Source organism: Mesorhizobium sp. M0145, from assembly GCF_040322355.1.
In the GTDB taxonomy this organism is placed as follows: Bacteria; Pseudomonadota; Alphaproteobacteria; order Rhizobiales; family Rhizobiaceae; genus Mesorhizobium.
Window position 1 is genome coordinate 45,164 of sequence record NZ_JAMYTK010000004.1, and the last position, 25,354, is coordinate 70,517.

The window sequence follows — 25,354 nt, forward strand, 5'->3', positions numbered from 1 at the left end:
GCGTCGGATGTCGAGTGAGGGGGAACGGAAATGGACGAGAACAAAAGCAATCGAGACTTGTTCACTTGTTCGACCGAGGCCGCCTGTCGGTCGATGCGCGTTATGAGGTGGAACATTTCGCGCGGGAAAATGGCGTGTGGCCGAGCCAGGTCAGCAAGCTGATCAAAAAGAACGGCAACGACCGTCTGACCCTCACCAAGGCAGTGAAGAGCTGCGCGATCGGCATTGAAAAACCCGCCGCACTCTACAGCACGACGGGTCGATCGAGCGTTGCGCCGAGCACGGGCGTGGGCGCTGGGGTGGGCTGTGCCCGGTGCGGCCCGATCGTAACAAACGATACGTGCGCGGCTGCTTGGCGTCTACCAACCGCCAGTTGGGGACAATTTTCGTAGCCGGTTGGGGCGGACAATCATTGCAAATGTCCTCCTTTTACATACCGTTCACTCGTTCATCCCGACGGGCGCTAATTTTGATCACCAGTGACGGCCTTTCTGAAGCATGGGGGTTCCAAAAATCCCTTTCAACAGGCCGGTTTATACCCGTCCGATCCAGAGCTTCGCCAACGCGTTTTCGACCAGGTTTGGAGTGACGAGGTCGGCAGACGAACGCCGTGCGTCGCCAGGAAAGGAGCCGCGCTATTGTCGCCGATCTCGAACCTTGGCTGCGCGAGAAGCTCGACCTGATCAGCCACAAGACAAAGCTCGCCGAGACGATCCGCTACACTCTCACGCGCTGGGAAGGCCTCTCGCGCTTCCTCGACGACGGTCGCATCGAGATTGACAGTAACACCGTCGAGCGGGACCGAACAATCGACGCCCGCCTGCAGCAGCTCCATGGCAGCGCTGTGCCTCAAAACATGGGGCGCCGAAGCGTTCGAAACGCAACCGGAAGGTGCCCATTGGTCCAAGCATGGCGTCGTCAGCAGCGTGAGAGTGGCGATATCCGTGTATGACAGCAGAGTTGAAGGCACGGTCAAACACTAAAAGCCGACGCGGTGTGGGCAAATTGGACGTCCATTGCCGCAGCAATTTCGGTCATGATGGGAGCAATTATGGCCGGGGCTATCTTTGCCTCTCCCCCTTCCCCTGGCCTCCAGAACCTGCGAAACTTCGCCATGCGGGCAACATATCACCATGGCGACAAATAAAAACCCCGACCGGAGCCAGACGGCTGTTCTGAGGCCTACCGCTTAACGCACATCCGCGGTTCCGCTGTGCCGCAGATTTCACCTATGCCGCAATCGAGATCGCGACTGCAGGGCGGCGGCATCTGCGGCGGCTCCAGCACGATGAAGGGCGTCATCACCTTTTCGCCGGGCGCAACCAGCTGCGGTGCTGCCGCTCCGGCGGGGCCAAGCGACCGGATATTGCGGTAGAGCGAGCGCACGTCGGTTTCGTCCATCTTGCGGAGATTGTACCAGGGCATTGGCGGCGCTGCGTCGAAAAAGCGGGCAATGCGCACGAACTCATCTTCGCCGTCGTCTGCCACCATGAGCCGCAGGTTGGCCGGATAGCTCGTCCCCCATGGACCCTGGAAACCGATGTTGCTGCCCTTGAGCGCCTTCTCCGGGTCGATCTTCCCGCCGCTTTCCCGATAACCCATGGTGTGACAGTCGTGGCAGCCGCCGGTAATCGAGACGTAGAGGCCGCGTTCGACCGAAGGTTCCTCGGCGCGGGCCGGGATGTGGGCGAGCGAGAAAAGCACGGCACTGCACAGCAAAACGATCGTGCGCATGGCATCCCCCGAAGCAAATGCGGAAGAGAGACTATCAAGCCTAGCATCACCCGGGCAAATGAAAAACCCCGGCCGGGGCCGGGGCTCTGAGTGAAACGTGCCGGCTCGTTATCTCACGCCAGCCGCACTGGATGGCTGGCTGAAGCGGATGGAGGTGGACAGCGGCCAACGTGCAGGGGTTCCCCACCGAGATGACGGCGCGGATGAAGGCTCTGGAGCGGGAGAACCGGGAGCTTCGGCACGCCAATGAGATCCTGCGGAAAGCAGCCGCTTATTTTGCCAAGGGGGAGCTCGACCGCCCGTTCAAAATGATCGCCTTCATTGATGATCATCGTGGCGACTACGGGATCGAGCCAATCTGCAGGGTTCTGCCGATTGCCCCGTCCACCGTGCGGCACAAACCACGATCCTTCCCGCCTGTCATTGCGGGCGAAACGGGATTTAGCTCTGAAGCCGGAGATCACAAGAGTGTTTGCAGAGAACTTCGCCGTCTATGGCGTGCGCAAGGTGTGGCGGCAATTGAAGCGCGAAGGCTTCGATGTGGCCCGCTGCACCATTGAACGATTGCGGGAGACCGGGCTGAACGGCGCCATCCGCGGCAGGCCGTTCAGAACCACGATCAGCGACAAGGCCGCGCCGGTGACGTCGTGATCGGGCCGACTGGTGCGGTCAAGGTCATGGTGGCGACGAGCCAGTCGACTTCCGGAATGCCGTCGCGCAGCAGCGACGATCAAATCCTATTGTGACGACATCGGCTATTCCGGAACGCCAGCCAATGACACCGGCTCTGACGACGTCGTCTTCGATCTGGAATCGATTGGGAGCATTGTCGAGATTTTTCCGGCCCTGAAGAGCGGAGATCGGCCAATGTCCGCTCTTACCCATTCCTGCCCGACAGTTTGCGCCCAAGCCATCGCGCTCATTGGCTAATCGCGGCACCGTTCACCGCCCGCACAGAACTCTTACTACTACCAAAAAGAATACGCCGTTAACCAGATTTTCTAACCCGCCAATGCTTAATCGCGAGACTGAATGGGTGAGGTGATCGGTGTCAAACATAAGGGCGTTTCCGCTGTATCGGCGGCGGAAGTTGGTCGAGGGAGTTGCCCGCGTGCTGGAATCCAAGAACGGGGAGGAGGCGAATGCGTTCTGGCGCAGCACCGCCAAGACAATTCTCGTTCAGTTGTCCGAATCAGGAATTGCACCCGGGCGCGCCGAACAGGAAATTGGAACGCTTCTTCATGCGGTCTTACGCGAGATAGCCAGCCGGAGTGCTGCGAAACGCACACACTAGCGTCGACTCACGACGAATGATTGCCGCTTGCAGACTCGACTAGGCTTCGCACATGTTACTGCACTGCTCCCGTCGAATGCCAGGTTTCTCACCCCTCATTGCAATATGCGCAGCCGAACTGGCTCGGCCAAGCCGGTTTCGGCAAAAGGCAGGCAGCTAGCGCGGCTCCCGCCCAAAAAGCCGGTTTCGAATATTTCATTGTTTACTCCAGCTGGCACGTGCCCGGTGGCAGCCAGCTGGAAACCTGGCGGAGCCAACCAATTGAGATCGTGAAACACTCCACTTACGCCAATGGTTACGCTCGCTGCCTATCGCCGCGCTGGCCCTAATCACCGTCCGTCGCGGTCTATAATGGGTCGGCTGGCTGCTCCGCGTCGCAATGCTGAATGCCGGAGGACTGGCGCGGCCATGGACGGGCAAGCGCAGGTTCCCGATGCGATGTTTGGTGAATCCGGTTTGCTGGGCTTGCATTCCATGGTGGCTCTATCGGCTGGAATAAGCTTCTGGCGGGCAGTGTCCGTTCGAATGATGCTTTTGCGTTGCCTTGAGCGCAAGTTTTTGGCCAGCCAGCCAGCGCCTCCTCTTAAGCATGCTGCTGGTCAAGGCCCAGCGGCCTCTAGCTGCTAGTCCCCCCTCAACCAAGCCGCTGGGCCATACCCGCTAGAGCGAAGCGTGCTGTCTCGCACATTAGCAATCCCTTGCTTAAGGCCGTGCACGCTCCAGACTCGTTTCATGAAGCGGGGAATTGGAATTGGTGACGTGGTCGCAATCACCGCGACTGATCAGCGATCCGCCAAATTGGCGGCAAATCCATTGGAAAGCGCGCCAGACCGAAGCTATACCGCGCGGTTAGCCGGTCCCCATCGTCCTGCCACTCGACAGCGCTGGCAATAGAGCACCAGATCCCGGTCACTACAGCCGCCCTACCCTTCGCAAGACGGTCGATGAGGGCCTGGATATCTATCCCTATTCGGCCGCACCTAAGTTCCAGATGTCCCGATGCAGGCGCCATGTCCCGTGGTCGCCCTTTTTCCAGACGACGAGATACTTGCCCGCGACAGTGGAGAGGGCGCCGCCTTTGCTCGGCACACCGAGCGTAAATGCGCCAACTTCGTAGGCGAGATTCCCGCTCCCTTCCACTTCCAGCGCCTTCAGGGTGAGATTCTTCATCCCGGCCTTGATTGCGCCCTGCCAGAATTCTTCCACGCCCTTGCGGTCATCGACGCGTTTGCCGTCGGGTAGCAGCAGGGCGGCATCGTCGGTATACATTTGACCTACCGCTGCTGCGTTTCCGCTGTTGAAGGCGTCCATGAATTTTACCAACGCCGCTTCGATGTCCTCACGAGCCGAGTGGGAGCAATCCGGCTCGACGTAAGGCGGGCCATCCGTGCCGGCCTCGTGACTAAGAGACGGACGAATGGCGGTTCCTGGACTCACCTTTTTGTCTGAAGTCGCTTCCTTGAGCCGGTGGCGGAGTTCTTGCTTGATCGACTTCAGCACCGTTTTAGAATCGGTTTTCGGAAAATTTGTCTGGTGGCATCAATTTTCATGGGATAGGATCATTTTTCATAGGTTTTGGCCGATTAAACCAAAATTCGATGGAAGGATTCGCTTTTCATGCCTGCGGTGCAACAGCAATTCTCAGGTCCTGTTACCGTTTTTCAGGAAATCCGCCTTCCTGAAACGGCGACCCCGGCCGGGTACAGCGCCCTGATCGGAGCCTACAGGCTCGCCGTGCCCTTGCCCCGTAGGTTGTTCGCCACTGGCGAGCATCATCGCATTACCGAACGGGATGGCTGGCGGATCATGACCCCCCGCCATGCCCCAAATCCTACCCTCGAAGGCCACCTGACCTTTGCGCTCAAGTACGAGGGACTGGACCTTGCCGTCCTCAAGCGGCTGTTCCAAGTGACCGGTCCCGCGCCGATCGAGGCGCTGGTCCGTGAAAGCCCGACCGGCAGTTATGCCCGCCGCATCTGGTTTTTATATGAATGGCTGAGGGGCGCGCGTATCGATCTGCCGGACGCGGAGGCCGGACGATACATTCCGGTTGTCGATCCCGAGCTGCAGTGGCCGGGACCCGACAAGACCGCTTCGCGCTACCGCGTAAGGGACAATCTCCCCGGCACGCGTGAGTTCTGCCCTCTGGTGTTCCGCACCAAGATTCTCGAAAAATTCATCGGCCTTGAACTACCGCGGCGCGCGGAGGCAATCGTAGCGGACGTGCCGCGCGACCTCCTTGCTCGGACCGCCGTCTTTCTTTTGCTCAAAGACTCGCGATCAAGCTATGCGATCGAGGGCGAGCACCCGCCGCAAGATCGCATCCAGCGCTGGGGCCGCGCCATCGGCGAAGCCGGCCGCTGGCCGATCGATCGCGATGAGCTGCTGCGTCTGCAAAGAATTGTACTTGGCGACGCCCGTTTCGTAAGACTTGGCTTCCGAAAAGAAGGAGGTTTCGTCGGCGAGCATGACCGAGACAACGGCACGCCCTTGCCCGATCACATCGGCGCTCGGCCCGAGGACCTGCCGCGGCTAATCGATGGAATGGCAGCGTTCGATCAGGGCCCCACGCAAAAGCTTGATGCAGTCGTAGCCGCCGCAATCCTCGCCTTCGGCTTTGTCTACATTCACCCGTTCGAGGACGGAAACGGCCGCATTCACCGCTACCTAATCCACCACGTCCTTGCCATGCGCGGCTTCAATCCGCCGGGAGTGGTCTTTCCCGTCTCGGCCGCGATCCTGGACCAGATCAACGAGTACAGGGGCGTGCTCGAGAGCTATTCGCAGCGCCTGCTGCCGTTGGTGGAATGGGAACCGACGCCGCAATTCAACGTCCGGGTGCTGAATGACACCGGTGATTTCTACCGGTTCTTCGATGCAACCCCGCACGCCGAATTCCTCTATGCTTGCGTTCAGCGGACGATCGAACGGGACCTTCCCGAGGAAACCGCATTTCTGCAGCGCTACGATCAGTTCCGGCAGCAGGTGGACGCCTTTATCGACATGCCCGAGCGGTTGACCGATCTGCTCTTCCGTTTTCTTCACCAGAATGATGGACATCTATCGAACCGCGCGCGCGAAAAGGAATTCGCCGCGCTGACCAGTGACGAGGCAGGAAGAATCGAGGCGATCTACGCGCAAACCTTCGGTGCCATTGAAGGTGTGATCATCAGGATCGATTTTTAGTCCGACGGTTTGCGATTCCCTTGTCCCTGCCTTCATCTCCGACGCTTGACTTGTCGCCGAGACATGCACGATTTTTTCCGCACGGTCTGACCGGCCGCCGATCAGCCGCGGCCAGAACGCGCTTGACAAACCGGAGCCGTCCCGTCCAACCTCACGCATTCACCAGGGGAGTCCCGGCAAGGGGCTGAGATACTGCTGGCATTGGCGGCGCAGTGACCCGTTGAACCTGATCCAGTTCATACTGGCGTAGGGACGGTGCAAGCGCTTTGCGGGAGTTTACGCCCGAGATCCTGTTTCGGCAGGTCGCTAGAAGCGTCTTTTCATCCTTCCGGCACAGAACTGGGTCTCCAATGCAACGAGCAAAGGAGCCTCAAGATGAATGCCCTCACCCCCGCCGTCTCGACGGGACCGCTGCCTGCCTCACGCAAAATCCACAAATCCGGCACCATCCACCCGCAGCTCAGGGTGCCGATGCGCGAAATCTCCGTCCATCCGACGGCAGGCGAGCCGCCGGTGACCGCTTACGATCCGTCCGGCCCCTATACCGACCCGACTGTCGAAACCAGCATCGAAAACGGCCTTGCACGGCTTCGCCATGAATGGGTCACCGCGCGCGGCGATGTCGAAGCCTATGACGGCCGCCACGTCCGGCCAGAAGACAATGGATTTGCGGCGGGCGAGCGCCTAACACCGGAATTTCCAGTCCGCAACCGGCCACTCAGGGCCCAGACCGGCAGGGCGGTGACACAGCTTGCCTATGCGCGCGCTGGCATCATCACGCCCGAAATGGAGTTCGTCGCCATCCGCGAGAACCTTGGTCGCGAGATCCTGCACGGCAAGCTTGAGCGTGACGGCGAGGCTTTCGGCGCGACGCTGCCCGATTTCGTCACGCCTGAATTCGTCCGCCACGAGGTGGCGCGCGGACGCGCGATCATTCCCGCCAACATTAATCATCCCGAGAGCGAACCGATGATTATCGGTCGCAATTTCCTGGTCAAGATCAACGCCAATATCGGTAACTCCGCCGTCACATCGTCGATGGCTGAAGAGGTCGAAAAGATGGTCTGGGCGATCCGCTGGGGCGCCGATACAGTGATGGACCTGTCGACCGGCCGCAACATCCACAACATCCGCGAATGGATCGTCCGCAACTCGCCGGTGCCGATCGGCACGGTGCCGCTCTACCAGGCGCTCGAGAAGGTCGGCGGCATCGCCGAGGATCTGACCTGGGAGGTGTACCGCGACACGCTGATCGAACAGGCCGAACAGGGCGTCGACTATTTCACCATCCATGCCGGCGTGCGGCTGCACTACATCCCGCTGACCGTTGACCGGGTCACGGGTATCGTCTCGCGCGGCGGCTCCATCATGGCCAAATGGTGCCTGCACCATCACCGGGAGAGCTTCCTCTACGAGCATTTCGCTGAAATCTGCGACATCTGCCGCGCCTATGATGTGTCCTTTTCGCTCGGCGACGGCCTTCGTCCCGGCTCGATCGCCGATGCCAACGACGCGGCGCAATTCGCCGAGCTGGAAACGCTCGGCGAGCTGACGCAGATCGCCTGGGCGAAAGATTGCCAGGTGATGATCGAGGGGCCCGGCCACGTGCCGATGCACAAGATCAAGGCGAACATGGACAAGCAGCTCGCCGTCTGTGGCGAGGCGCCGTTCTATACGCTTGGACCGCTGACGACCGACATCGCGCCGGGCTACGACCACATCACTTCCGGCATCGGCGCGGCGATGATCGGCTGGTTCGGAACGGCCATGCTCTGCTACGTCACGCCCAAGGAGCATCTCGGCCTTCCCGACCGCGATGACGTCAAGACCGGCGTGATCACCTACAAGATCGCAGCGCACGCGGCCGACCTGGCGAAGGGCCACCCGGCGGCGAAAGTCAGGGATGACGCCCTTTCCCGCGCGCGCTTCGAGTTCCGCTGGGAGGACCAGTTCAACCTGTCGCTCGACCCCGAAACCGCACGGTCCTTCCACGACCAGACCTTGCCCAAGGAGGCGCACAAGCTGGCGCATTTCTGCTCGATGTGCGGACCGAAATTCTGCTCGATGCGCATCTCTCACGACATCCGAGCCGAGGCACAGAAAGAGGGCATGGCGGCGATGGCGGCGAAATACCGCGAGGGCGGCGATCTCTACGTGCCAGCGGACGAGACCGGCGCACCGCTCACGCCTCAGCCAGGTAAGCCATCATGAAGGTGCTGATAAAGGGGGCCGGCGTCGCCGGCCTCACCGCCGCCTTCGAACTCGCCGCCCGCGGCGCGACGGTCACTGTCGCCGAGATCCGGCATGGCCTTGGAGGCAATGCGTCGTGGTTCGCCGGCGGCATGCTGGCGCCCTGGTGCGAGCGTGAAAGCGCCGAGCAGCCGGTGCTGGACCTTGGACGTGACGCCGCCGACTGGTGGGATGCGGTGCTGCCGGGTCAGGTGACACGGGGCGGAACACTTGTCGTGGCCCCCCCGCGTGATGCCGGCGAGCTCGACCGCTTCGCCAGCCGCACGTCGGGCCATCGGCGTGTCGATGAAGACGAAATTGCGCTCCTGGAACCCGACCTCGCCGGCCGCTTCCGTCGTGGATTGCTCTTCCCCGACGAAGCCCATCTCGACCCGCGCCAGGCGATGGCGGCACTGCATGACAGACTAGCAGCGATGGGCATCGAATTCCGCTTCGGCGCCGACGCCCGGCTTGGCTCCGGTTTCGGTCGTCAGATCGACTGCACGGGCATGGCCGCCATAGACGACCGACTGCGCGGCGTTCGCGGCGAGATGCTGATCCTGCGCACGCCCGATGTCTCGCTCTCGCGCCCGGTCCGACTGCTTCATCCGCGCTTTCCGCTCTACGTAGTGCCGCGCGCTGACCACCAGTTCATGGCCGGCGCGACGATGATCGAGAGCCAGTCCGCTGGACGGGTCACGGCGCGTTCCATGATGGAGCTGCTGGGCACCGCCTATGCCCTCCATCCGGCCTTTGGCGAGGCCGAGATCGTTGAAACCGGTGTCGGCGTCCGTCCAGCCTTTCCCGACAATCTGCCGCGTGTCGAAGCACGCGAAAGCACCGTGGCGATCAACGGGCTTTATCGCCATGGCTTTCTTCTCGCGCCCGCCATGGCGCGCCAGGCGGCCGAACTCGTCTTCAGTCACCACAAACCCTTGGAGCCCGCCGATGAAACTGATCGTCAACGGCCAAGCGCTTGAGATTGACGCCTCAACGCTGGCCGAACTACTTGCCGCGCTCGACTATGAAGGCGATTGGCTGGCGACGGCCGTCAACAGCGACCTCGTGCACAAAGCCAACCGGGCGGAGTTCCAGTTGAGCGAGGGCGACCGGATCGAAATCCTCTCACCGATGCAGGGAGGCTAGCATGTTCGAGCTTCTCGGGACGACGCTTCCCTCTCGGCTGTTTCTCGGCACGGCTCAATATCCATCGCCCGCCATCCTTGCCGATGCGGTCCAGGCATCGGGCACGTCGGTGGTGACCGTGTCCCTGCGGCGTGAAATGGCCGGCGGCAGGGACGGCGAAAAGTTCTGGTCGTTGATCCGCTCGCTTGGCACAAGAATCCTGCCCAACACGGCCGGCTGCCACTCCGTCAAGGAAGCGGTCACGACCGCGCAAATGGCGCGCGAGGTGTTCGGGACGACCTGGATCAAGCTCGAGGTGATCGGCAACCACGACACTCTGCAGCCGGATGTGTTCGGACTGGTCGAAGCCGCCCGCATCCTGTGCGAGGATGGGTTTTCGGTATTCCCCTATACCACCGACGACCTTGTTGTCGCCGAGCGGCTGCTGGAGGCGGGCTGCAAGGTCTTGATGCCGTGGTGCGCACCGATCGGTTCCGCCCTCGGGCCGGTCAACATCATGGCGCTGCGCTCGATGCGCGGACATTTCCCTGATGTCCCGCTGATCGTGGATGCTGGTCTCGGACGGCCATCGCACGCGACAACAGTCATGGAGTTCGGCTTTGATGCCGTGCTCCTGAACACAGCGGTCGCCAGGGCAGCCGAGCCAGTCGGCATGGCGCGCGCATTCGGCAAGGCAGTCGATGCCGGCCGTGAAGCCTTCCTTTCGGGAATGCTCGAACCCCGCGACGTCGCGGTGCCATCGACACCAACATTCGGCAGGGCGGTTTTCTCATGAAGCTCGATCCCTTCTACCTGATCGTCGACAGCGCCGCCTGGATCGAACGGCTGGTGCCACTTGGCGTCAAGCTGGTTCAGTTGCGCATCAAGGATAGGGACGAGGCCACGCTGCGGACGGAAATCCGCCGCGCGAACGGCGTCTGCGCGGTCCATGGTTGCCAACTGATCGTCAACGACTATTGGCGGCTCGCCTTTGAGGAAGGCTGCGACTTCGTCCATCTCGGCCAAGAGGATTTGGCTGCGGCCGACCTGCTGGCGATTAAGTACGCCGGATTGAAGCTCGGGCTCAGCACGCACGATCATCTCGAACTGGAAACGGCCATCGCTGCCGAGCCCGACTATATCGCGCTCGGCCCCATCTATCCCACCATCCTGAAGCAGATGAAATGGGCGCCGCAAGGGCTCGAGCGGATCAGCGAGTGGAAGCATCGGGTGGCGCCGATCCCATTGGTCTCCATCGGCGGCCTCAACCCCGACCGGCTCGACGGTGTCTTCGAGGCTGGTGCGGACAGCGCGGCGGTGGTCACCGACATCACGTTGAATGCCGATCCCGAAGCGCGCACGCGAGAATGGATCGAAAAGACAAAGCCATGGCGCTGAGGCGAGAACCGCATGTGCTCGTGGTCGGCGGATCAGACTCCAGCGGTGGGGCTGGAATTGCACGTGATATCGAGACGATCTCTTCCATTGGCGTGCGCACCTGCCTGGCTGTCACAGCGCTGACGGTGCAGACGCACGAAGCCGTGATGGAAATCCATCCTTCGCAGCCCGATCTTGTGGCCGATCAGATGTGCGCCGCGCTGCAGGCCAACAAGGTGGCGGCAATTAAGATCGGCATGCTCGCAACGGCTGAGATCGTCGTTGCCATTGCCGGCGTGCTGCGCGAAAATCCGCAGGTGCCGGCAGTGCTCGATCCGGTGCTGGCCTCGAGCTCCGGCCGGGGGCTTCTGGAAGCAGGTGCCATCGCTGCCATGAGGCGCGATCTGATGCCGCTTTGCTGCCTTGTGACCCCCAATCTCCTCGAGCTGGCGCTCCTTGTTGGTGCGGAACCGCCAGCCGACGAGAGCGACGCGGTGAGACTGGGACGGAAATTGCTGGCAGCCGGCGTGCCGGGCCTGCTGATCAAAGGGGGCCACGCATCAGGACCTCGATCAACCGATATTCTGTTGCGTTCGGATCAAGAACCAATCCGCTTCGACGCACCTCGTCTTGTCGCATCAATGCGCGGGACGGGTTGCATGCTGGCTAGCGCGATTGCGGCGCATCTGGCGAAGGCGAAGCCGCTCGAAGACAGTGTGCGCGAAGGCAAGCGGCTTGTCTTGGCCATGTTTAAGAAGAATGCAGCAGACCGACGAAACTTGTAAGATTTTCCAACTCTCGAAAGACACGCCTGCCTCTCGCGGGTCCGGGCTGGTAATTTCCCTTCGTAATTCACCTCACTCGACAGGAGTAGTTTGACGGCCTCGCCAGGCGGCGACCGCGAGATCAACGATGGCGAGGCGGCCGTCGTGCGCCGTATCTAGTGCGTTGTGTGGCATCCTTTCCCCACATCCGACTGCGATCCTGGAATTCACCTTGGTCGCGAGCTCCTGCTAAACGACGCCCCTCGACGGGAGCGGTCGATCCCGCGTCTCGGCTGCGGCGGCGCTAGGCTGACGCTCCTTATGCCGTCCTGTTGAACCGGACTCGGGATCACGAACTGCTCCATGCGGCACTCGTTGACAAGCCTGCCGTGATATGAACAGGATTATACAGGCTCACTGAACAGGTACCCATATGAAGCGGCGCTCGGTTCAACTGTCTCCCGGCACGGGCAAGCCCGAACAGATCGCCACCGTTCTCGAACATGAAATCCGCTCCGGTGTTCTCGGCTTCGGCGACCGGCTGCAAAGCGAGAACAAGCTCGTCCAGCGTTTCTCCGTCAGCCGCAACACCGTCCGCAAAGGCCTCGAGGAACTGTCCAACCGCGGGCTGATCACGACCAAAGTCGGCATCGGCTCTTTCGTCACCTTCGATGGCAAGCCCGTTGATGACTCCATCGGTTGGTCGCGGGCGCTCGCCAACGCCGGCGCCAACGCCGAGACGCGGACGCTGCGGCTCGAGGTGATCGAGGACCCCGGTCTTGCCGCACTGCTTGGTATAGAAAACCCGTTTTTCATCGCTGTCGACCGGGTGCGCACCAATGCCAGCGACGGCCACGCCATCTCCATCGAGCGCAGCCGCCTGCCATTGTCGCCGGAACTGGAGGACGTGCCGTTGCGCGGCCTGCGCGAAGGCTCGCTGCACCAGACGCTGCGCGGCGCGGGCCTCATTCCCGACCATGGCGAGGAATGGGTCGGCATCGAAATGCTCAACGCCGAGGACTCTGCAATCCTCGGTTGCCCGCAAGGCACGCCGTTCCTTCGCGGTCGCCGGTTGACCCGCGCCGCCGATGACCGGCCGATCGAATATGTGACCAGCCTGCTCAACCCGGCGCATTTTGCGCTGCATATGAGGTTCTGAGTGATGCCGGACGACAACACCGGGAATATGACTGATCGGGCCATGGGGGCGCTTGTCGGCGGGGCACTGGGGGATGCGCTGGGCATGCCGACGCAGCTTTTGTCGCCGGCCCGGATTGCCGAACTCTACGCCCATGTAGAGGGCTTCATTGCTCCTTTCGCCGACCATCCGGTGTCGAAGGGGCTTCCCGCTGGAACGATCACCGACGACACCGAACAGGCGCTTCTGCTTGGCCGTATCCTGGTCGAATCCGGCAACCGCTTCGATCATACGCGGTGGGTCAACGCGCTGCTCGACTGGGAGCGCGACGTCAAAGCGCGCGGCAGCTACGATCTGCTGGGACCATCGACCAAACGCGCCATCGACGCCATCAACAATGGCGTGCCGGCCGAGGAAGCGGGGCGCAGCGGCGACACAAATGGTGCGGCCATGCGCATTGCGCCGGTCGGCATCATGATGCCGCCAGAGCCGCTGGACGCGCTGGTCGCCAAAGTTGCCGAGACCTGCCGGGCCACGCACAACACCTCGATTGCCATTGCGGCCGCAGCCGCCGTTGCGGCGGCCGTCAGCCGCGGCGTCGCCGGCGGCGACTGGCGCGCCGCTTCCGACAGCGCCATCGCCGCGGCGAGGGGCGGAGCAACGCTCGGCCATTGGGTGACCGGCGGTGACATTGCCGCGCGCATTGGGTGGGCGCAGGAGCTTGTGCGCGGCAAGGCGACGAAGGACGCGATCCGGCTGATCACCGATCTGGTCGGCACCGGCGTCGCCAGTCAGGAGTCCATTCCGGCTGCATTCGCGGTGCTGGAAATCGCCGGCGGTGATCCCTGGCAAGCGGCGGTGATTAGTGCCAATCTCGGTGGCGACACCGATACGATCGGCGCCATCGCGACCGGCATGGCCGGCGCCTGCACCGGCTTTTCCCGACTGCCTCAGAACCGCATTGCAGACCTCAAGGGCATCGACATAGCGGCGGTTGGCGCGCTCACCGCCGACCTTGTTGCGGCCCGTATATCCAAGCGCCGTGCCGACAGGACGGGTCCCGGCAAGGATGCGGCGATATGAGTGGGCGTCTCGTCCATGTCGGCAGCGCGGTGGTCGACTATGTCTACCGCATCGACGCCTTGCCGGCGCCGGGTACGGAGAAGACGGCGTCGAGCTACACGCAAGTCGCCGGCGGTGGCTTCAACATGATGGTCGCGGCCAGCCGCACCGGCATGAAGGTGGTGTTCGGCGGCCAGCTCGGCAGCGGACCCAATGGCGACTTCCTGCGCACGGCCTTAGCCAGTGAGGGGATCGAGACACTGACGACGCCATCGCCCGTCATGGACAGCGGCAATTGCGTCGCCATGATCAGCAGCGATGCCGAGCGCACCTTCGTCTCGTGGCCTGGTGCGGAGAGCTTGCTCAGCCTTGACATGATGGCGCCCGTCTCGGTCGCGCCGGGGGATTGGGTGTTCACCTCCGGCTATACGCTTAGCTATCCGGGAAGCCGAGACTCGCTTGTCGACTGGATCGAGGCACTTCCGGCCGACACACCGCTTGTCCTCGACCCGACACCTGTCGTCGTCGACATTCCCCGCCCTATCCTGCCTCGGATACTCGCCCGCACCACCTGGTTGAGCTGCAACAGGATGGAAGCGGCCGCGATTGCCGGTCCGGGCGACGTCGAGACACTCGCGTCACGGCTTCTTAGCGACCACTCCCCGAAGGCCGTCGGCGTCGTTATTCGCGCCGGAGCGAAAGGCTGCCACATACGGCTGGCCGATGGCTCGGCGCAAACGAGTGCCGGCTTCAAGGTCGACGCCATCGACACCAATGGCGCCGGCGACACCCATATCGGCGCTTTCGTCAGTGCGCTGGCGCGCGGCGCGCCGCCTTTTGAAGCAGCGCGCTACGCCAATGCGGCGGCGGCCATTTCCGTCACCCGCCACGGTGGTTCATCAGCGCCGACCGACCACGAGATCCAGACATTCCTAAGCCATGCCGGCGGTCCGCCGATCGGCCTCCATGGCCGGAAGCAAGAGGCCAAACGCCCGACAGCCTGACAAAGCCCGGGAAGCGGGCAAACACAGAGAGGAACGAACATGCGCATGCCCGACTTGACTGCCCTGCTGACGGCGACCGCCGTCTTCACCTCCGCACTCGCATTTGCCGCCAAGGCCGACGAGGTGCACGTACTCAACTGGAAGGGCTACGGCGCCGACGAGCCGTGGGCCATCGAAGCCTTCGAGAAGGCGACCGGCAACAAGGTCGTCAACGATTTTTTCAATTCCGAACAGGAGATGCTGACCAAGCTCAGGACCAATCCCGGCCTTTACGATGTCGTCATGATCAACGCCGCCTTCAACGACCAGGCGATGGCGGAAAAGCTGATCCAGCCGATCGACACGTCCAAGCTGCCGAACTTTCCCGACATCAGCAAGGACAAGGCCGGATCGCCGATGCTCGTCCATGACGGCAAGGTCTATGGCGTGCCGTGGGTCTGGGGGCTGACGGCGCTCGCCATCAATGAAAAATCCTTCGATAAGCCGCCGACGAGCATCGCCGAAATGTGGGATCCCGCTCACAAGGGCCGCGTCACCATCCGTGATGATGCCGTCGAGGCGGTTCAGTTCGGCGCCATTGCCACCGGCCAGAACATCAACGACATCAAGGATATCGAGGCGGTCAAGGCGAAGCTCACCTCGCTGATGCCGCAGATCAAGACGTTCTGGAGCTCGGAGAACGACTGGAACCAGATGGCTGCCTCTAACCAGATCGACATCGGCACCTATTGGAGCGGCTCGGCCGACCGCGCCAAGACCCATTTCAAGCTGCCGGTCTCGCTCGTGATCCCGCAGGAGGGCGCTGTCGCCTGGCTCGACGCCTTCTCCATTCCGGTCGGTTCCAAGAATGTCGCCGGCGCCGAGGCCTTCATCAACTACATGATCGACCCGAAGTTCTATGTCGAATGGGTCACCAAGGTCGGAGCCCCGGTATCCGCCAACACCAAGGCTGTAGAAGCACTTCCCGGGGATGCGTTCAACCGCAAGGTGATGGGTGACCCGGCAGTCGCCAAGCGCATTCAGTTCCAGGCGCCGATCACAGACGCCCAGCGCGAAACCTATCTGTCGCTCTGGCAGCAGCTCAAGGTCGACGTGAAGTAACAGCAGAAGCCGGGATCAGCCGACCATCCATGTCGGCTGATGCTTCCCCATCCTGGGAGGAGGATTCATGGCAGCACAGGTTGCGGCCGCTTCGCGCAGCGGATTGAGATCGGCCTTGCCGCTGCTGGCGCCTGCCTATCTCTGGCTGACGGTTGCGATCTTCCTGCCGCTCTCAGCCATGGTCTTCTTCTCCTTCATGACCGACCTGCCGCTGTCGGGAAAGCCGTGGGCGTTCACGCTCGAAAACTATGCCGCCTTCTTTTCACAAAGCCTTTACCTGACATTGCTTTTGGCCTCGCTGCGCCTCGGCCTCGAGGTGACGCTGTGGTGCATCGTCATCGGTTATCCCGCCGCTTATGTGCTGGCCAAGGTGCTGAAAGGCCGCAGCCGAGAGGCGATTTTCCTTCTCGTCATCCTGCCGTTCTGGTCGAATGGGCTGGTGCGCATCTTCTCCTGGGCGATGGTGCTGCGTGAAGGAGGCATTCTCGACACCACGCTCAACGCCGTGCTGCCGTTCAAGATCAACATCGACCTGATGTATTCTTATCCGGCCGTCATCATCGGGCTGGTGCACTCCTACGTGCCTTACATGGTGCTGACCTGCTACTTGACCCTGCAGGCCATCGATGACTCGCTGATAGAGGCCGGGCGCTCGCTCGGTGCCTCGCGGGTGCAGGTGCTGAATCGGGTCATCATTCCGCTGTCGTTGCCGGGGCTGGTGGCGGGCGCAGCGCTCATCTTCGTCCCGGTTGTTGGTTCGTTCATGGAACCGCGCATCCTCGGCGGCCGTACCGGCACCTTTTACGGCACTGTCATCGAGGACCAGTTCGTCGCCGTGTTCAACTGGCCGCTGGGTGCTGCGCTCTCCTTTATCCTGTTGGCCGTCGTGCTGGTCATCCTGGCGGTTGCCTCGCCGGTGCTGCGGAGGGCTACGTGATGGCGACGACACGTGCTCTCGAATGGCTCGGCCGCCTCTACATCTGGCTATTGCTCGCCTTCCTCTATGTGCCCATCGTCATCATGGCGCTGATGTCTTTCAACGTTTCGCCCTTCTACCAGCTGCCGTTCGAGTGGACGACGGAATGGTATGTCTCGCTGTGGCAGAACGCCCAGCTTATCTCAGCCACCTGGAACAGCGTCGAAATCGCAGTCATCAGCACCATCATCTGCGTCGTGCTTGGCTCGGCCGCGTCACTTGCGCTCTACCGCTATGAGTTTCGTGGCAAGAAATTCCTGCAGGCGCTGCTGTTTCCGCCAATCGCCATTCCGTGGCTGATAACCGGCACGGCGATGTTGATCTTCTTCTTCGGCGTCGGCATTGGGCGCGGCCTGTTCGCCATCCTGCTCGGGCACGTCGCGCTTGCGCTGCCCTACGTCATTGTCGTCGTGTCGGCCCGACTGCAGACCTTCGCGCCCGAGTTGGAAGAGGCGGCGCGCTCGCTCGGCGCCAATCAATGGCAGGTGACGAACCGCGTCACGCTGCCCTGGATCATGCCGGGCGTCATTGCCGGCGGGCTGTTCGCCTTCGCCGTGTCCTTCGACCAGTTCGTCGTATCCTACTTCCTGTCGACGCCCGGCCAGACGACGCTGCCGGTCGAAATCTACGCCGCGATCCGCAAGGGATTCACACCCGAGATCAATGCGGTCTCGACGATCATCATTGTCGTGTCGATGGCACTGATGCTGCTGACGGCGCGCTTCTTCAAATTCGGCGGAGAGAAATAATGGCTGGCGTCCAAGTAGCGAACGTGTCGCGCGCTTTCGGTGCCCATAAGGCGCTGGACGATGTCTCCATCGATTTCGCCGATGGCGGCTTCTATGCCCTGCTCGGGCCGTCAGGCAGCGGCAAGACCACGCTGCTGCGACAAATCGCGGGCTTCGACTTTCCCGATTCCGGCCGCATCACCATAGGTGGTGAGAGCGTCGAGCGGGTGCCGGTCGAAAAACGGCGCATCGGCATGGTGTTCCAGAACTACGCCCTGTTTCCCAACATGAGTGTTGCCGGCAATGTCGCCTTCGGCCTGTCGGTACGCGGCGAGCCCAAGGCAGTGATTGCCAGCGAGGTACAGCGCGCACTCGACCTCGTGCAACTCGGCAGGCTCGGCGGCCGCCGGCCGCACCAGCTGTCCGGCGGCCAGCGCCAACGGGTTGCGCTCGCTCGCGCGGTCGTCATCCGGCCGCGCGTGCTGTTGCTTGACGAGCCACTCGGCGCGCTGGACAAGGCGCTGCGCGTCAACATGCAGATCGAGCTCAAGCGCATCCAGCGCGAGATCGGCATCACCACCATCTTCGTCACCCACGACCAGGAAGAAGCGCTGACGATGAGCGACCGCATCGGCATTCTGCGCGATGGCAAGCTGGTGCAGGAAGGCTCGCCCGAGGAGATCTACGATCGGCCGAAGAGCGAGTTTGCCGCCACTTTCCTGGGCGACGCCAACATCCTTCGCGGCGACAGCACGGGCAACGGCATCCGACTGCCGGACGGCACAGCGATTGCCGCTGGCGCGGGTGCCAAGCTTGCCGCTGGCGCCAAGGCAAGCTGCGCCGTGCGGCCCGAACGCCTCCGCATCTTCATTGATGCCGAGGCTCCGGATGCGGCCAACGCGAATGTGCTGCGAGGGCAAGTGTCCAAACGCATCTTCGCCGGAAATAGCAGCACTTACTTTGTCGAGCGTGCCGGCCAGACGCTCAAGGTGATTGTGCAGAACACCGGCGCTGGCAGGCTGGCGGAAGGTCAGGACGTCGTGCTGAGCTGGTCGCCAGAAAGCACGGTCTTGATCGCGGCGGGTTAGATTGACAATCAGCGTCGATTTTGTCGTCGGCGTGGCCGCGGTGGCCTATCCGGGCAAGGGTGGCGGATTTACCAAGACGCTGCTTCGCGGCCGCACCTCTCGCGTCGTGGTGACCATGGGCATGCCTTCCTTCTTTACCGGCTCTGGTTCCTCGGCCACGGCATTGCCGGCATGGGGCGCAGCATCTTCGGCGCATTCATGCACGGCTCGACCTCAGCGCGGCAGATCGACGGCGAGGCCGATGGGCCGTCCGAGCCCTCTATGGCGTTATAGGTCTTGGCACCGTCGGCCCCCTAGCGGAGCATGACGGAAAAGGCTGAAACGCCCCCCTTTTCGCCGCAGCTCAGCCGCTTTCCATCGAAGGGCTTTCAACGTGGTAGGCGCGTGAGCCCGTTCCTAGTCCGAAATGATTACTTGCGCTGTAGCTAATGTAATTACAATCTTATCAAGCCGGAAGCCGCATCGACCGGCCAAGCGCGAGTACCGTCTCCGCCACTGTCTCAAGACAGCCGACGACATTTTTTGCGGTGCGCTCTAAGGGGGAAATGCAATGAGATTGACGATTATTTGTGCAGCAATTGTGATTGCCGGATCCACCGCCACCGTTGCGCACGAGAAGAAGATGGTGGTCAGAACAGAAGTCACGTCAGCCTGCCCCGACTTGTCAGGCACGGTCAAGAAAAAGAGGGGAACAGATTTGGATTGCCGTTCAACCGGAACTGTCTCCAGCGCGGTCCCGAAAGACAAATCGGAGCCGCGCCTAGGCTATGAAACGGTTAGTCCCGGATCATATCAATCTTTTAGCTCACAACCGGCTACGAAGGCGAGCGCCGGCATGATGCGCTGCCCCTCCCCGTGCGATTGTTCCTTCGATCGGCGACAGCAACGAACGACCTGTGAGGCGGTACTGCCCCAAGTGGATGTTGTATCACCGTCTTGGTCTGTCGGATGACGAGATGAGGCCGGCGCCAGCTAGGAACCTGCGAACTGCGATGCGAACATCCTGCTGCGTCCAACCAGAAGATGTCCGCCAGTGTCGTAGACGACCAGTTTGGGCCTTGAACGGCCCTCCACTCCGGTAACAACAGGCAACCGCAATATGGAACAGTCGCCTGGCCCTCTGCATAGCCCTTCAGATGCGTCTTTGATCATTGCTTGAGGAACGCGCCCGTGTAGGTCTGGCCGGCAAGCGTAACGGTTCCGGCCAGGGCCCCGTCGGGCCGCATGACAAAACTGACGTCCGCGCCATTCGGTAAGCGCTCAAGCTTCAACGTGCTCCCTACAATTCTTCCAGCGCCGGCGGCCTCTCCCGGATAGTTGTCGCCCAGATTTCCCCACGCATAGGTGACCGTCACCTTTCCATTGGAAGAAATCGTCTGAACGGCAAGTTTGGCGTCATACATCCCGTCCAATTGTCCGGCCCATAGACCCGAAAAAGCAGCATACTTTGTTGGAACGCCCTTGCCAGGGGGAGTGACCGCCACGGATTGATCTAAGATCGCTGAGCCGGAAGGAACAGCGCCAGGATCCAAGGCAGGTTGTGAAGGAATACTATCAGGTTCTAACGCAGGTTCGAGAGTGGCGGGTTGCGGCGTTTCAGGAGCCGATTGGCACGCGGCTAAAGCAAGCGCCGCGAAGCCAAGCATTGCGTTGCACATGCGGTGTGCCATCTTCTGGTGCCCCGGGCCATCTTTGAGTCTAGCGCGGGCCGACCTTATCACGCGTTTTCACAACCTGTGTCTAGGCAAGGTATGTCGTACGACGGCGGCTCGTCGAAAAGGAGCCTTTGGTGCCGTTCAGATCACAAAGTTGATGGCTGACGCTGACCGCTAGCTGACGATGCTTTGCCAACGTTGGCGATCTGACAGTTGCTGGGCCCATCATTCTTTACCGCGACCTCGGCGGCGAAGCATTGCGGTCGACCGCTTGACGGATCGATACGGTCGGGGTCGGGATGCGCATTTGCGCGTTCACTGCTGGAAGCGCGAATTGGCAGTCTGAAGCTTGCACCGGTTGAGCTATCCCGAGGGATCTCCTGATTCATCCGCCGAGATATTTGTCTCAAATATTCTCCGGCGTGACTATTTCGAAAGGTATGGACCGCTGAAGCGTAGCGAACGGTGCTTGTGGTCCCATGACATCAATCATTGTCTGCACAAGAAGTGCAGAGATCGCCTCCAGCGGATGACAAAGGGCTGCGGTGATCAACCCTTCAGATAATCCCTTTCGGGTCTCGGGGCCAATGTCACGGCAAACCAACTTGATCCCCGACCGCCTTTCGGAAGGAACCTCCCTCAGTGCGCGAAGTACACCGGTTATTCCGCCGCCGACGATCAGAATTCCCACAAGATCGTCAGTCGCCTTCAGCAACTCGGCCACCATTCGGTAAGCCTCGCTCGATTCCTCGTGGGTGGGGCGACTTTCCTCCACCGTGAGCCTTGGAGCGTGCTCGCGCAAGTAGGAGCGAAAGCTAGCGTCTGCGACGTCTTGGCATTGATACCGATGATTCCCTATGAAAACCGCAATGCGACCAGGACCATGGGTCGTTTGGGTAATCAGGAAGGCTGCAGTGCGCCCCAGTTTCCAGTTGTCGGTGCCCACATACGCCGCCCGTTCCGGCGCTGATTGGTCCGTAATGTAAGAAACGACTGGTTTCCCCATCTCCTTCAATGAACGGATGGCCTGACCAATGATCGGGTGATCTGCGGCGACCACCGCGACGGCATCGCATGCGTCGCCGAGTGCGATGAGGCGGCTCGAGATAGTCTCTGGCGTCAGCAGATCCACAAAGTCGACGACAGGTTCAATCACCTCGTCCCGACGATCGCGACAGGCGCCGACGATTTTCTTCCCGAACAGCTGGTAGAGGTCGCGGGTGGACTGCTGGAGCAGGAAACCTAATCGGTACTGGGGCGATAGCTGACGGGCCCGGTTATCAATCGCTCCGATAGCGTAAAACCCTATTTCTTCCGCCGCGCTTTGGACGCGTTGAACGGTTTTCGGGCGTACGGAAACGGTCCCACTCAGAATTCTGTTTACAGTCGCTGTAGATACGCCTGCCGCGGTAGCGAGATCGCGAATTGTCGGCCGTTTCATGAATGTTAACCCTCTTTTGTATCATCATGATTGAAGCTAAATGATACAAATGTCATTTTGATATTATTTTCGACTTCTACAAATATCAACCCTCCGATATAAAACGTGCCGAGCTAGGGCTCAATTTGATGATGAGCCCCGGGGCGACTGGACCCGCAAGCACACGACTGATCCGGGCAAGGAGGTGCTGTTACGATGGATGACCTTCAGTATGGAACACGCGACAAACGCGGCAATTGGGCACCGCACCGCCGTGCAGAGCCGGCGCCGTTGTGGCATCGTCCGTTCAATGCAAAAAAGGTGGTTGCCTGGATTCCCGATTTTTTTTGGCCATGGAACGCTTTCCACATCGCCACAGCGATCCTTTGGGTCAACCTGCTCATCCCGAGCTGGCAGAGCCTCGCAAGCTTGTCGCTACTCAACTATTTCTGGCTATACGGTCTGAACGCCGCCGGCATTTTCCTGTTTTATGGTTTCTTCGAGCTGCGCTACTACGTTCATCGCCGGCAGGGGACGCGCTTCAAATACAATGCGAAATTTCCGTCTGATGTGCCGTCCGACGTTTTCTGGTTCCAGCGCCAGAACCTAGACAATTTCCTGCGGTCTTTCTTTGTGACCATCCCGCTGTGGACCGTGGTCGAGATCATGATGCTGTGGGTCTATGCCAACAGCTGGGCGGCCTGGCTGCCCTGGACAACCAATTGGCTCTACTTGTCCTTCCTGGTGTTGATCGGACCGTTTGTGCACGAGGTTTATTTCTTTCTGCTGCATCGCGCGATCCATTGGCCACCCCTTTATAAATGGGTGCATTCGGTCCACCACAACTCGATCAACCCGAGCCCGTGGTCGTCTCTGTCCATGCATCCGGTCGAGGGTTTCCTGTACCATGCCGAGGCTTGGCTGCACTTATTGATCCCATCCAACCCGGTCTGTGCCTATTTCACGCTGCACGGCGCCGGTTTCGGCGCAGTCAACGGCCATCTTGGCTTCGAGACGTTCGAACTCACCGACAAGATGAATCTCGATAGCCATTCCTACGTGCATTACCTGCACCATAAGTACTTCGAGGTGAACTACGGCGGTGATGGCCTCGTGCCCCTCGATAAGCTGTTCGGTACTTGGCACGACGGTAGCAAGGAAGCCGACGACGCGATGAAGACGCGCTTCCTCAAAAAGAAGGAAAGGCGGCGCGCCAAGCAGGAAGCCCGCGGCGCGGCCTCTGACATGCCGGCAGAGTGACGGAACGACACCGTCCCGCATGTGCCTGAGAGGAGTGGGCGGGCGGGACAGTAGAACTTAATTTCAACACCCGCGAGGCGGGTGAAACCTGGGAGGACGACTGTGACGTTATTCAAGACACTCGTGTCGGCAACGGTGCTGACAGCATTTAGCACTGGCGCGACGCTTGCCGCCAACATCTTCGTCATCGGCGGTAAGCCGGACGACCCGTTCTGGTCAATCGTCAAACGCGGCGCCGAAGACGCGGGCAAGGTGGTCGAAGCCCAGGGTGGCAAGGTCACCTGGCTCGGGCCCCAGAACTACGACAATCTGGGCGTGGACGCCGCCGAACTGATCCGCCAGGCAATCGACCAGAAGGCCGACGCCATTGTCGGTCCGGACTGGGTGCCGGAAGCGATGGACCCTGCGTTCAAGGCAGTCGTGGATGCTGGCATTCCCCTAGTGATTTACAATGCCGGCGGGTTGAAAGCGGCCGATCGCCTCGGCGCCATGAACTATGTTGGCTCTGACGACTACAAAGGCGGCGTCGCCGGCGGCGAGTATCTCGCCAAGGCCGGCAGCAAGAAAGGCGTCTGCATTAACACCCTCCCGGGTGCGGCCAATATCGAGGCTTACTGTGGTGGCTTCAAAGAAGGGATCAAGAATGGCGGCGGCGAAGCCGACGTCCTGCCCTTGCCCGCCACGTCCTTCGGCTCGGCTACAGCTGTGGCCCAGGCGGTAAAGGCCTATCTGCTGCAACATCAGAACGTGAACGCCGTGTTCACCATCGGCAACGTTGACGCCAACTCCGCCATGAACGGCATCACGCAGTCCGGGAAAGACGGCAAGGTTCAGCTCTGCGGCATAAACTTCGACGAGACCATCCTGAATAACGTGAAGGACGGAAAACAGGCCTGCGCCATCGACCAGCAGGGATACCTGCAGGGCTACCTCGCCGTCGCGATTCTGAATGGCAAGGTGAACTACGGCCTGACCGTGCCGACCCGCGAAATCCTCACCGGCCCCGGCATAATCGACAAGAGCACTGTCGAGGCCACCATTGCGGGCGTGAAGGCTGGGACGCGCTAAGTCCTTAACCAAGGCCGCTCGCGAAGAAGCGAGCGGCCCTTCCATCCCTATAATGTGGCGACCGCGTTTGGCCGCCCGCTTGCTCGCGGATCCATCATGACGGCGCATCCAGTGATATCTCCCGCAGCCCCAACGTCAGAGCCCGCCCGTTATGGACTGGCGCTCGGCCGTCTGGCGCGCCGGCCCGAGGCGGGCTCGTTCCTCGGCATGGCCGCAGTCTTCCTCTTCTTCGGACTTTTCGGTGGCAGTGGCTTTCTGTCAGCAGCCGGTACGGCCAGCTGGCTCAACGTCGCGTCTGAGATCGGCATCATCGCGCTTCCGATAGGATTGCTGATGATCGCCGGCGAACTGGACATATCGGTCGGCGCCGTCATTCCCGCAGCCTCTTTGACCGCCGCCATCATCTCCGGCCACTATGGCCTACCAGATTGGCTCGGCATCCTGGCCGCGCTCGGGATGGGCCTCGCCGTCGGCTTCATCAATGGCCTGTTTGTGACGCGAACCATCATCCCGTCCCTCATCATTACCATAGGGACCATGTTTGGCACGATGGGCCTCACGCTTGGCCTCACCGTCATGATCGCCGGCAGCACCGGTGTCTCGTTGGTGCCAGACGCTCTCACCAAGGCGATTCTTGGCCAGTATCTCGGGGGCATGTTCCAAGTCACAATTCTCTGGTGGCTAGCCTTCATCGTCGGCCTATTCTGGCTGCTGCACGTCTCGCCAGTTGGCAACTGGATCTATGCACTCGGCGGTGACAAGGTAAGCGCGCGCAACGTCGGTATCCCTACCAACCGGCTTACCACCGGCCTGTTCATGTTCAGCGGCTTTAGCGCCGCTTTCGTCGGGGTCAGCCAAGTGATGGTCTACCAAAGCGCCCAGGTTCTGGCAGGCGAGTCCTTCATCTTCAATTCCATTATGTGCGTGGTCATAGGGGGCGTGCTGCTTACCGGCGGCTTCGGCTCAATCGTCGGCATCGTGTTCGGCACGATCACGTTCTCAGTCGTCAACCAGGGAATCTACTTCACCGGTATCGATCCTAACATGGGAAGCATCATCATCGGCGCACTTTTGCTGATCGCGGTGCTCACCAACGACACCTTCCGGCAGCTGGCTCTCAGCTATTCGGCGAAGAAGGCGTGAGG

At 61.1% G+C, this 25,354-nt stretch carries 23 protein-coding genes, 2 pseudogenes, 1 riboswitch and 1 other annotated feature; of the genes and pseudogenes, 21 read left to right on the forward strand and 4 right to left on the reverse strand.

The annotated features are described in order from the left end of the window. Positions 1-65 precede the first annotated feature (65 nt). Together NKJ28_RS09225 and NKJ28_RS09230 are read left to right on the forward strand one after the other, a co-directional pair. Positions 66-392, forward strand: coding sequence for a hypothetical protein (locus NKJ28_RS09225; RefSeq protein ID WP_352635126.1), 327 nt, complete (start codon positions 66-68; stop codon positions 390-392). Positions 393-591: 199 nt separating this feature from the next. Continuing rightward, positions 592-799 (forward strand): annotated as a pseudogene (locus NKJ28_RS09230) (IS66 family transposase); the annotation flags it as partial. A 383-nt stretch (positions 800-1,182) separates the two neighbouring features. On the opposite strand, the gene NKJ28_RS09235 reads toward NKJ28_RS09230, so the two are convergent. After that, a complete protein-coding gene (locus NKJ28_RS09235) occupies positions 1,183-1,734 on the reverse strand; it encodes a hypothetical protein (RefSeq protein WP_352635128.1) in 552 nt (183 codons plus the stop codon). Between the two features lie 127 nt (positions 1,735-1,861). On the opposite strand from NKJ28_RS09235, the pseudogene NKJ28_RS09240 reads away from it, so the two are divergent. Together NKJ28_RS09240 and NKJ28_RS09245 are read left to right on the forward strand one after the other, a co-directional pair. Continuing rightward, positions 1,862-2,370: pseudogene (locus NKJ28_RS09240) on the forward strand (IS3 family transposase); the annotation flags it as partial. Beyond that, positions 2,003-2,117, forward strand: a sequence feature (AL1L pseudoknot). (Overlaps the previous pseudogene by 115 nt.) Before the next feature lie 412 nt (positions 2,371-2,782). Then, entirely contained in the window at positions 2,783-3,028 is a 246-nt protein-coding gene (locus NKJ28_RS09245) for a DUF6074 family protein (protein ID WP_084641544.1), read from the forward strand. Between the two features lie 966 nt (positions 3,029-3,994). On the opposite strand, the gene NKJ28_RS09250 is transcribed toward NKJ28_RS09245, so the two are convergent. Then, a complete protein-coding gene (locus NKJ28_RS09250) occupies positions 3,995-4,528 on the reverse strand; it encodes a YybH family protein (RefSeq protein WP_352635130.1) in 534 nt (177 codons plus the stop codon). A 117-nt stretch (positions 4,529-4,645) separates the two neighbouring features. Between NKJ28_RS09250 and NKJ28_RS09255 the strand changes: the two genes are divergently transcribed. The 14 genes from NKJ28_RS09255 to NKJ28_RS09320 all read left to right on the forward strand — a co-directional run bounded on the left by NKJ28_RS09255 (position 4,646) and on the right by NKJ28_RS09320 (position 18,806). Then, positions 4,646-6,214, forward strand: a complete 1,569-nt coding sequence (locus NKJ28_RS09255; protein ID WP_352635132.1) for a Fic family protein — start codon at positions 4,646-4,648, stop codon at positions 6,212-6,214. A gap of 154 nt (positions 6,215-6,368) precedes the next feature. Then, positions 6,369-6,485, forward strand: a riboswitch (TPP riboswitch). 104 nt (positions 6,486-6,589) lie between these two features. Beyond that, complete coding sequence (thiC, locus tag NKJ28_RS09260; protein WP_352635134.1) at positions 6,590-8,425, forward strand: phosphomethylpyrimidine synthase ThiC; 1,836 nt, start codon at positions 6,590-6,592, stop codon at positions 8,423-8,425. Beyond that, positions 8,422-9,423: a glycine oxidase ThiO gene (thiO, locus tag NKJ28_RS09265; protein ID WP_352635136.1), complete on the forward strand. Its 1,002-nt coding sequence runs from the start codon at positions 8,422-8,424 to the stop codon at positions 9,421-9,423. Before thiC ends, thiO begins: the two co-directional genes overlap by 4 nt. After that, the gene (thiS, locus tag NKJ28_RS09270; protein ID WP_352503089.1) at positions 9,392-9,589 is read left to right on the forward strand and encodes a sulfur carrier protein ThiS; all 198 of its coding nucleotides are present in this window, start codon (positions 9,392-9,394) and stop codon (positions 9,587-9,589) included. The genes thiO and thiS overlap by 32 nt, the downstream gene beginning before the upstream one ends. 1 nt (position 9,590) lies before the next feature. Further along, the gene (locus tag NKJ28_RS09275; RefSeq protein WP_352635138.1) at positions 9,591-10,364 is read left to right on the forward strand and encodes a thiazole synthase; all 774 of its coding nucleotides are present in this window, start codon (positions 9,591-9,593) and stop codon (positions 10,362-10,364) included. Beyond that, positions 10,361-10,966: a thiamine phosphate synthase gene (locus NKJ28_RS09280; protein WP_352635140.1), complete on the forward strand. Its 606-nt coding sequence runs from the start codon at positions 10,361-10,363 to the stop codon at positions 10,964-10,966. Before NKJ28_RS09275 ends, NKJ28_RS09280 begins: the two co-directional genes overlap by 4 nt. Continuing rightward, the gene (locus NKJ28_RS09285; protein WP_023679208.1) at positions 10,957-11,730 is read left to right on the forward strand and encodes a hydroxymethylpyrimidine/phosphomethylpyrimidine kinase; all 774 of its coding nucleotides are present in this window, start codon (positions 10,957-10,959) and stop codon (positions 11,728-11,730) included. The genes NKJ28_RS09280 and NKJ28_RS09285 overlap by 10 nt, the downstream gene beginning before the upstream one ends. Positions 11,731-12,142: 412 nt before the next feature. After that, complete coding sequence (locus NKJ28_RS09290; protein WP_023679209.1) at positions 12,143-12,868, forward strand: GntR family transcriptional regulator; 726 nt, start codon at positions 12,143-12,145, stop codon at positions 12,866-12,868. 3 nt (positions 12,869-12,871) lie between these two features. After that, positions 12,872-13,930 (forward strand): ADP-ribosylglycohydrolase family protein, encoded by a 1,059-nt coding sequence (locus NKJ28_RS09295; protein ID WP_352635143.1) that lies wholly within the window; start codon positions 12,872-12,874, stop codon positions 13,928-13,930. Beyond that, on the forward strand, positions 13,927-14,913 hold the full coding sequence (locus tag NKJ28_RS09300) for a PfkB family carbohydrate kinase (RefSeq protein WP_352635145.1): 987 nt from the start codon (positions 13,927-13,929) through the stop codon (positions 14,911-14,913). The genes NKJ28_RS09295 and NKJ28_RS09300 overlap by 4 nt, the downstream gene beginning before the upstream one ends. Before the next feature lie 39 nt (positions 14,914-14,952). Next, positions 14,953-16,014, forward strand: a complete 1,062-nt coding sequence (locus tag NKJ28_RS09305) for an ABC transporter substrate-binding protein (protein WP_352635147.1) — start codon at positions 14,953-14,955, stop codon at positions 16,012-16,014. A 67-nt stretch (positions 16,015-16,081) separates the two neighbouring features. Beyond that, a complete protein-coding gene (locus tag NKJ28_RS09310; protein ID WP_352571236.1) occupies positions 16,082-16,951 on the forward strand; it encodes an ABC transporter permease in 870 nt (289 codons plus the stop codon). Then, complete coding sequence (locus tag NKJ28_RS09315; protein WP_352457202.1) at positions 16,951-17,739, forward strand: ABC transporter permease; 789 nt, start codon at positions 16,951-16,953, stop codon at positions 17,737-17,739. Before NKJ28_RS09310 ends, NKJ28_RS09315 begins: the two co-directional genes overlap by 1 nt. Further along, a complete protein-coding gene (locus NKJ28_RS09320) occupies positions 17,739-18,806 on the forward strand; it encodes an ABC transporter ATP-binding protein (RefSeq protein WP_352635149.1) in 1,068 nt (355 codons plus the stop codon). Before NKJ28_RS09315 ends, NKJ28_RS09320 begins: the two co-directional genes overlap by 1 nt. Positions 18,807-19,954: 1,148 nt before the next feature. On the opposite strand, the gene NKJ28_RS09325 is transcribed toward NKJ28_RS09320, so the two are convergent. Together NKJ28_RS09325 and NKJ28_RS09330 are read right to left on the reverse strand one after the other, a co-directional pair. Then, a complete protein-coding gene (locus NKJ28_RS09325; protein WP_352635151.1) occupies positions 19,955-20,476 on the reverse strand; it encodes a hypothetical protein in 522 nt (173 codons plus the stop codon). Positions 20,477-20,867: 391 nt separating this feature from the next. After that, on the reverse strand, positions 20,868-21,902 hold the full coding sequence (locus NKJ28_RS09330; RefSeq protein WP_023674313.1) for a LacI family DNA-binding transcriptional regulator: 1,035 nt from the start codon (positions 21,900-21,902) through the stop codon (positions 20,868-20,870). 195 nt (positions 21,903-22,097) lie between these two features. On the opposite strand from NKJ28_RS09330, the gene NKJ28_RS09335 reads away from it, so the two are divergent. The 3 genes from NKJ28_RS09335 to NKJ28_RS09345 all read left to right on the forward strand — a co-directional run bounded on the left by NKJ28_RS09335 (position 22,098) and on the right by NKJ28_RS09345 (position 25,352). Next, complete coding sequence (locus tag NKJ28_RS09335; RefSeq protein ID WP_352635153.1) at positions 22,098-23,141, forward strand: sterol desaturase family protein; 1,044 nt, start codon at positions 22,098-22,100, stop codon at positions 23,139-23,141. 102 nt (positions 23,142-23,243) lie between these two features. Further along, positions 23,244-24,209: a sugar ABC transporter substrate-binding protein gene (locus NKJ28_RS09340; protein ID WP_502902168.1), complete on the forward strand. Its 966-nt coding sequence runs from the start codon at positions 23,244-23,246 to the stop codon at positions 24,207-24,209. Between the two features lie 207 nt (positions 24,210-24,416). Beyond that, positions 24,417-25,352, forward strand: coding sequence for an ABC transporter permease (locus NKJ28_RS09345; protein WP_352571232.1), 936 nt, complete (start codon positions 24,417-24,419; stop codon positions 25,350-25,352). Positions 25,353-25,354 lie beyond the last annotated feature (2 nt).

Bases quoted from the DNA above. Each gene is read 5' to 3' on its own strand.
- NKJ28_RS09290 (WP_023679209.1), top strand. From the start codon at position 12,143: ATGAAGCGGCGCTCGGTTCAACTGTCTCCCGGCACGGGCAAGCCCGAA.
- NKJ28_RS09255 (WP_352635132.1), top strand. From the start codon at position 4,646: ATGCCTGCGGTGCAACAGCAATTCTCAGGTCCTGTTACCGTTTTTCAG.
- NKJ28_RS09235 (WP_352635128.1), bottom strand. From the start codon at position 1,734: ATGCGCACGATCGTTTTGCTGTGCAGTGCCGTGCTTTTCTCGCTCGCC.
- NKJ28_RS09275 (WP_352635138.1), top strand. From the start codon at position 9,591: ATGTTCGAGCTTCTCGGGACGACGCTTCCCTCTCGGCTGTTTCTCGGC.
- NKJ28_RS09335 (WP_352635153.1), top strand. From the start codon at position 22,098: ATGGATGACCTTCAGTATGGAACACGCGACAAACGCGGCAATTGGGCA.
- NKJ28_RS09330 (WP_023674313.1), bottom strand. From the start codon at position 21,902: ATGAAACGGCCGACAATTCGCGATCTCGCTACCGCGGCAGGCGTATCT.
- NKJ28_RS09315 (WP_352457202.1), top strand. From the start codon at position 16,951: ATGGCGACGACACGTGCTCTCGAATGGCTCGGCCGCCTCTACATCTGG.
- NKJ28_RS09295 (WP_352635143.1), top strand. From the start codon at position 12,872: ATGCCGGACGACAACACCGGGAATATGACTGATCGGGCCATGGGGGCG.
- NKJ28_RS09310 (WP_352571236.1), top strand. From the start codon at position 16,082: ATGGCAGCACAGGTTGCGGCCGCTTCGCGCAGCGGATTGAGATCGGCC.
- NKJ28_RS09320 (WP_352635149.1), top strand. From the start codon at position 17,739: ATGGCTGGCGTCCAAGTAGCGAACGTGTCGCGCGCTTTCGGTGCCCAT.
- thiC (WP_352635134.1), top strand. From the start codon at position 6,590: ATGAATGCCCTCACCCCCGCCGTCTCGACGGGACCGCTGCCTGCCTCA.
- NKJ28_RS09305 (WP_352635147.1), top strand. From the start codon at position 14,953: ATGCGCATGCCCGACTTGACTGCCCTGCTGACGGCGACCGCCGTCTTC.
- NKJ28_RS09345 (WP_352571232.1), top strand. From the start codon at position 24,417: ATGGCCGCAGTCTTCCTCTTCTTCGGACTTTTCGGTGGCAGTGGCTTT.
- NKJ28_RS09325 (WP_352635151.1), bottom strand. From the start codon at position 20,476: ATGGCACACCGCATGTGCAACGCAATGCTTGGCTTCGCGGCGCTTGCT.
- thiO (WP_352635136.1), top strand. From the start codon at position 8,422: ATGAAGGTGCTGATAAAGGGGGCCGGCGTCGCCGGCCTCACCGCCGCC.
- NKJ28_RS09300 (WP_352635145.1), top strand. From the start codon at position 13,927: ATGAGTGGGCGTCTCGTCCATGTCGGCAGCGCGGTGGTCGACTATGTC.
- NKJ28_RS09285 (WP_023679208.1), top strand. From the start codon at position 10,957: ATGGCGCTGAGGCGAGAACCGCATGTGCTCGTGGTCGGCGGATCAGAC.
- NKJ28_RS09280 (WP_352635140.1), top strand. From the start codon at position 10,361: ATGAAGCTCGATCCCTTCTACCTGATCGTCGACAGCGCCGCCTGGATC.
- thiS (WP_352503089.1), top strand. From the start codon at position 9,392: ATGAAACTGATCGTCAACGGCCAAGCGCTTGAGATTGACGCCTCAACG.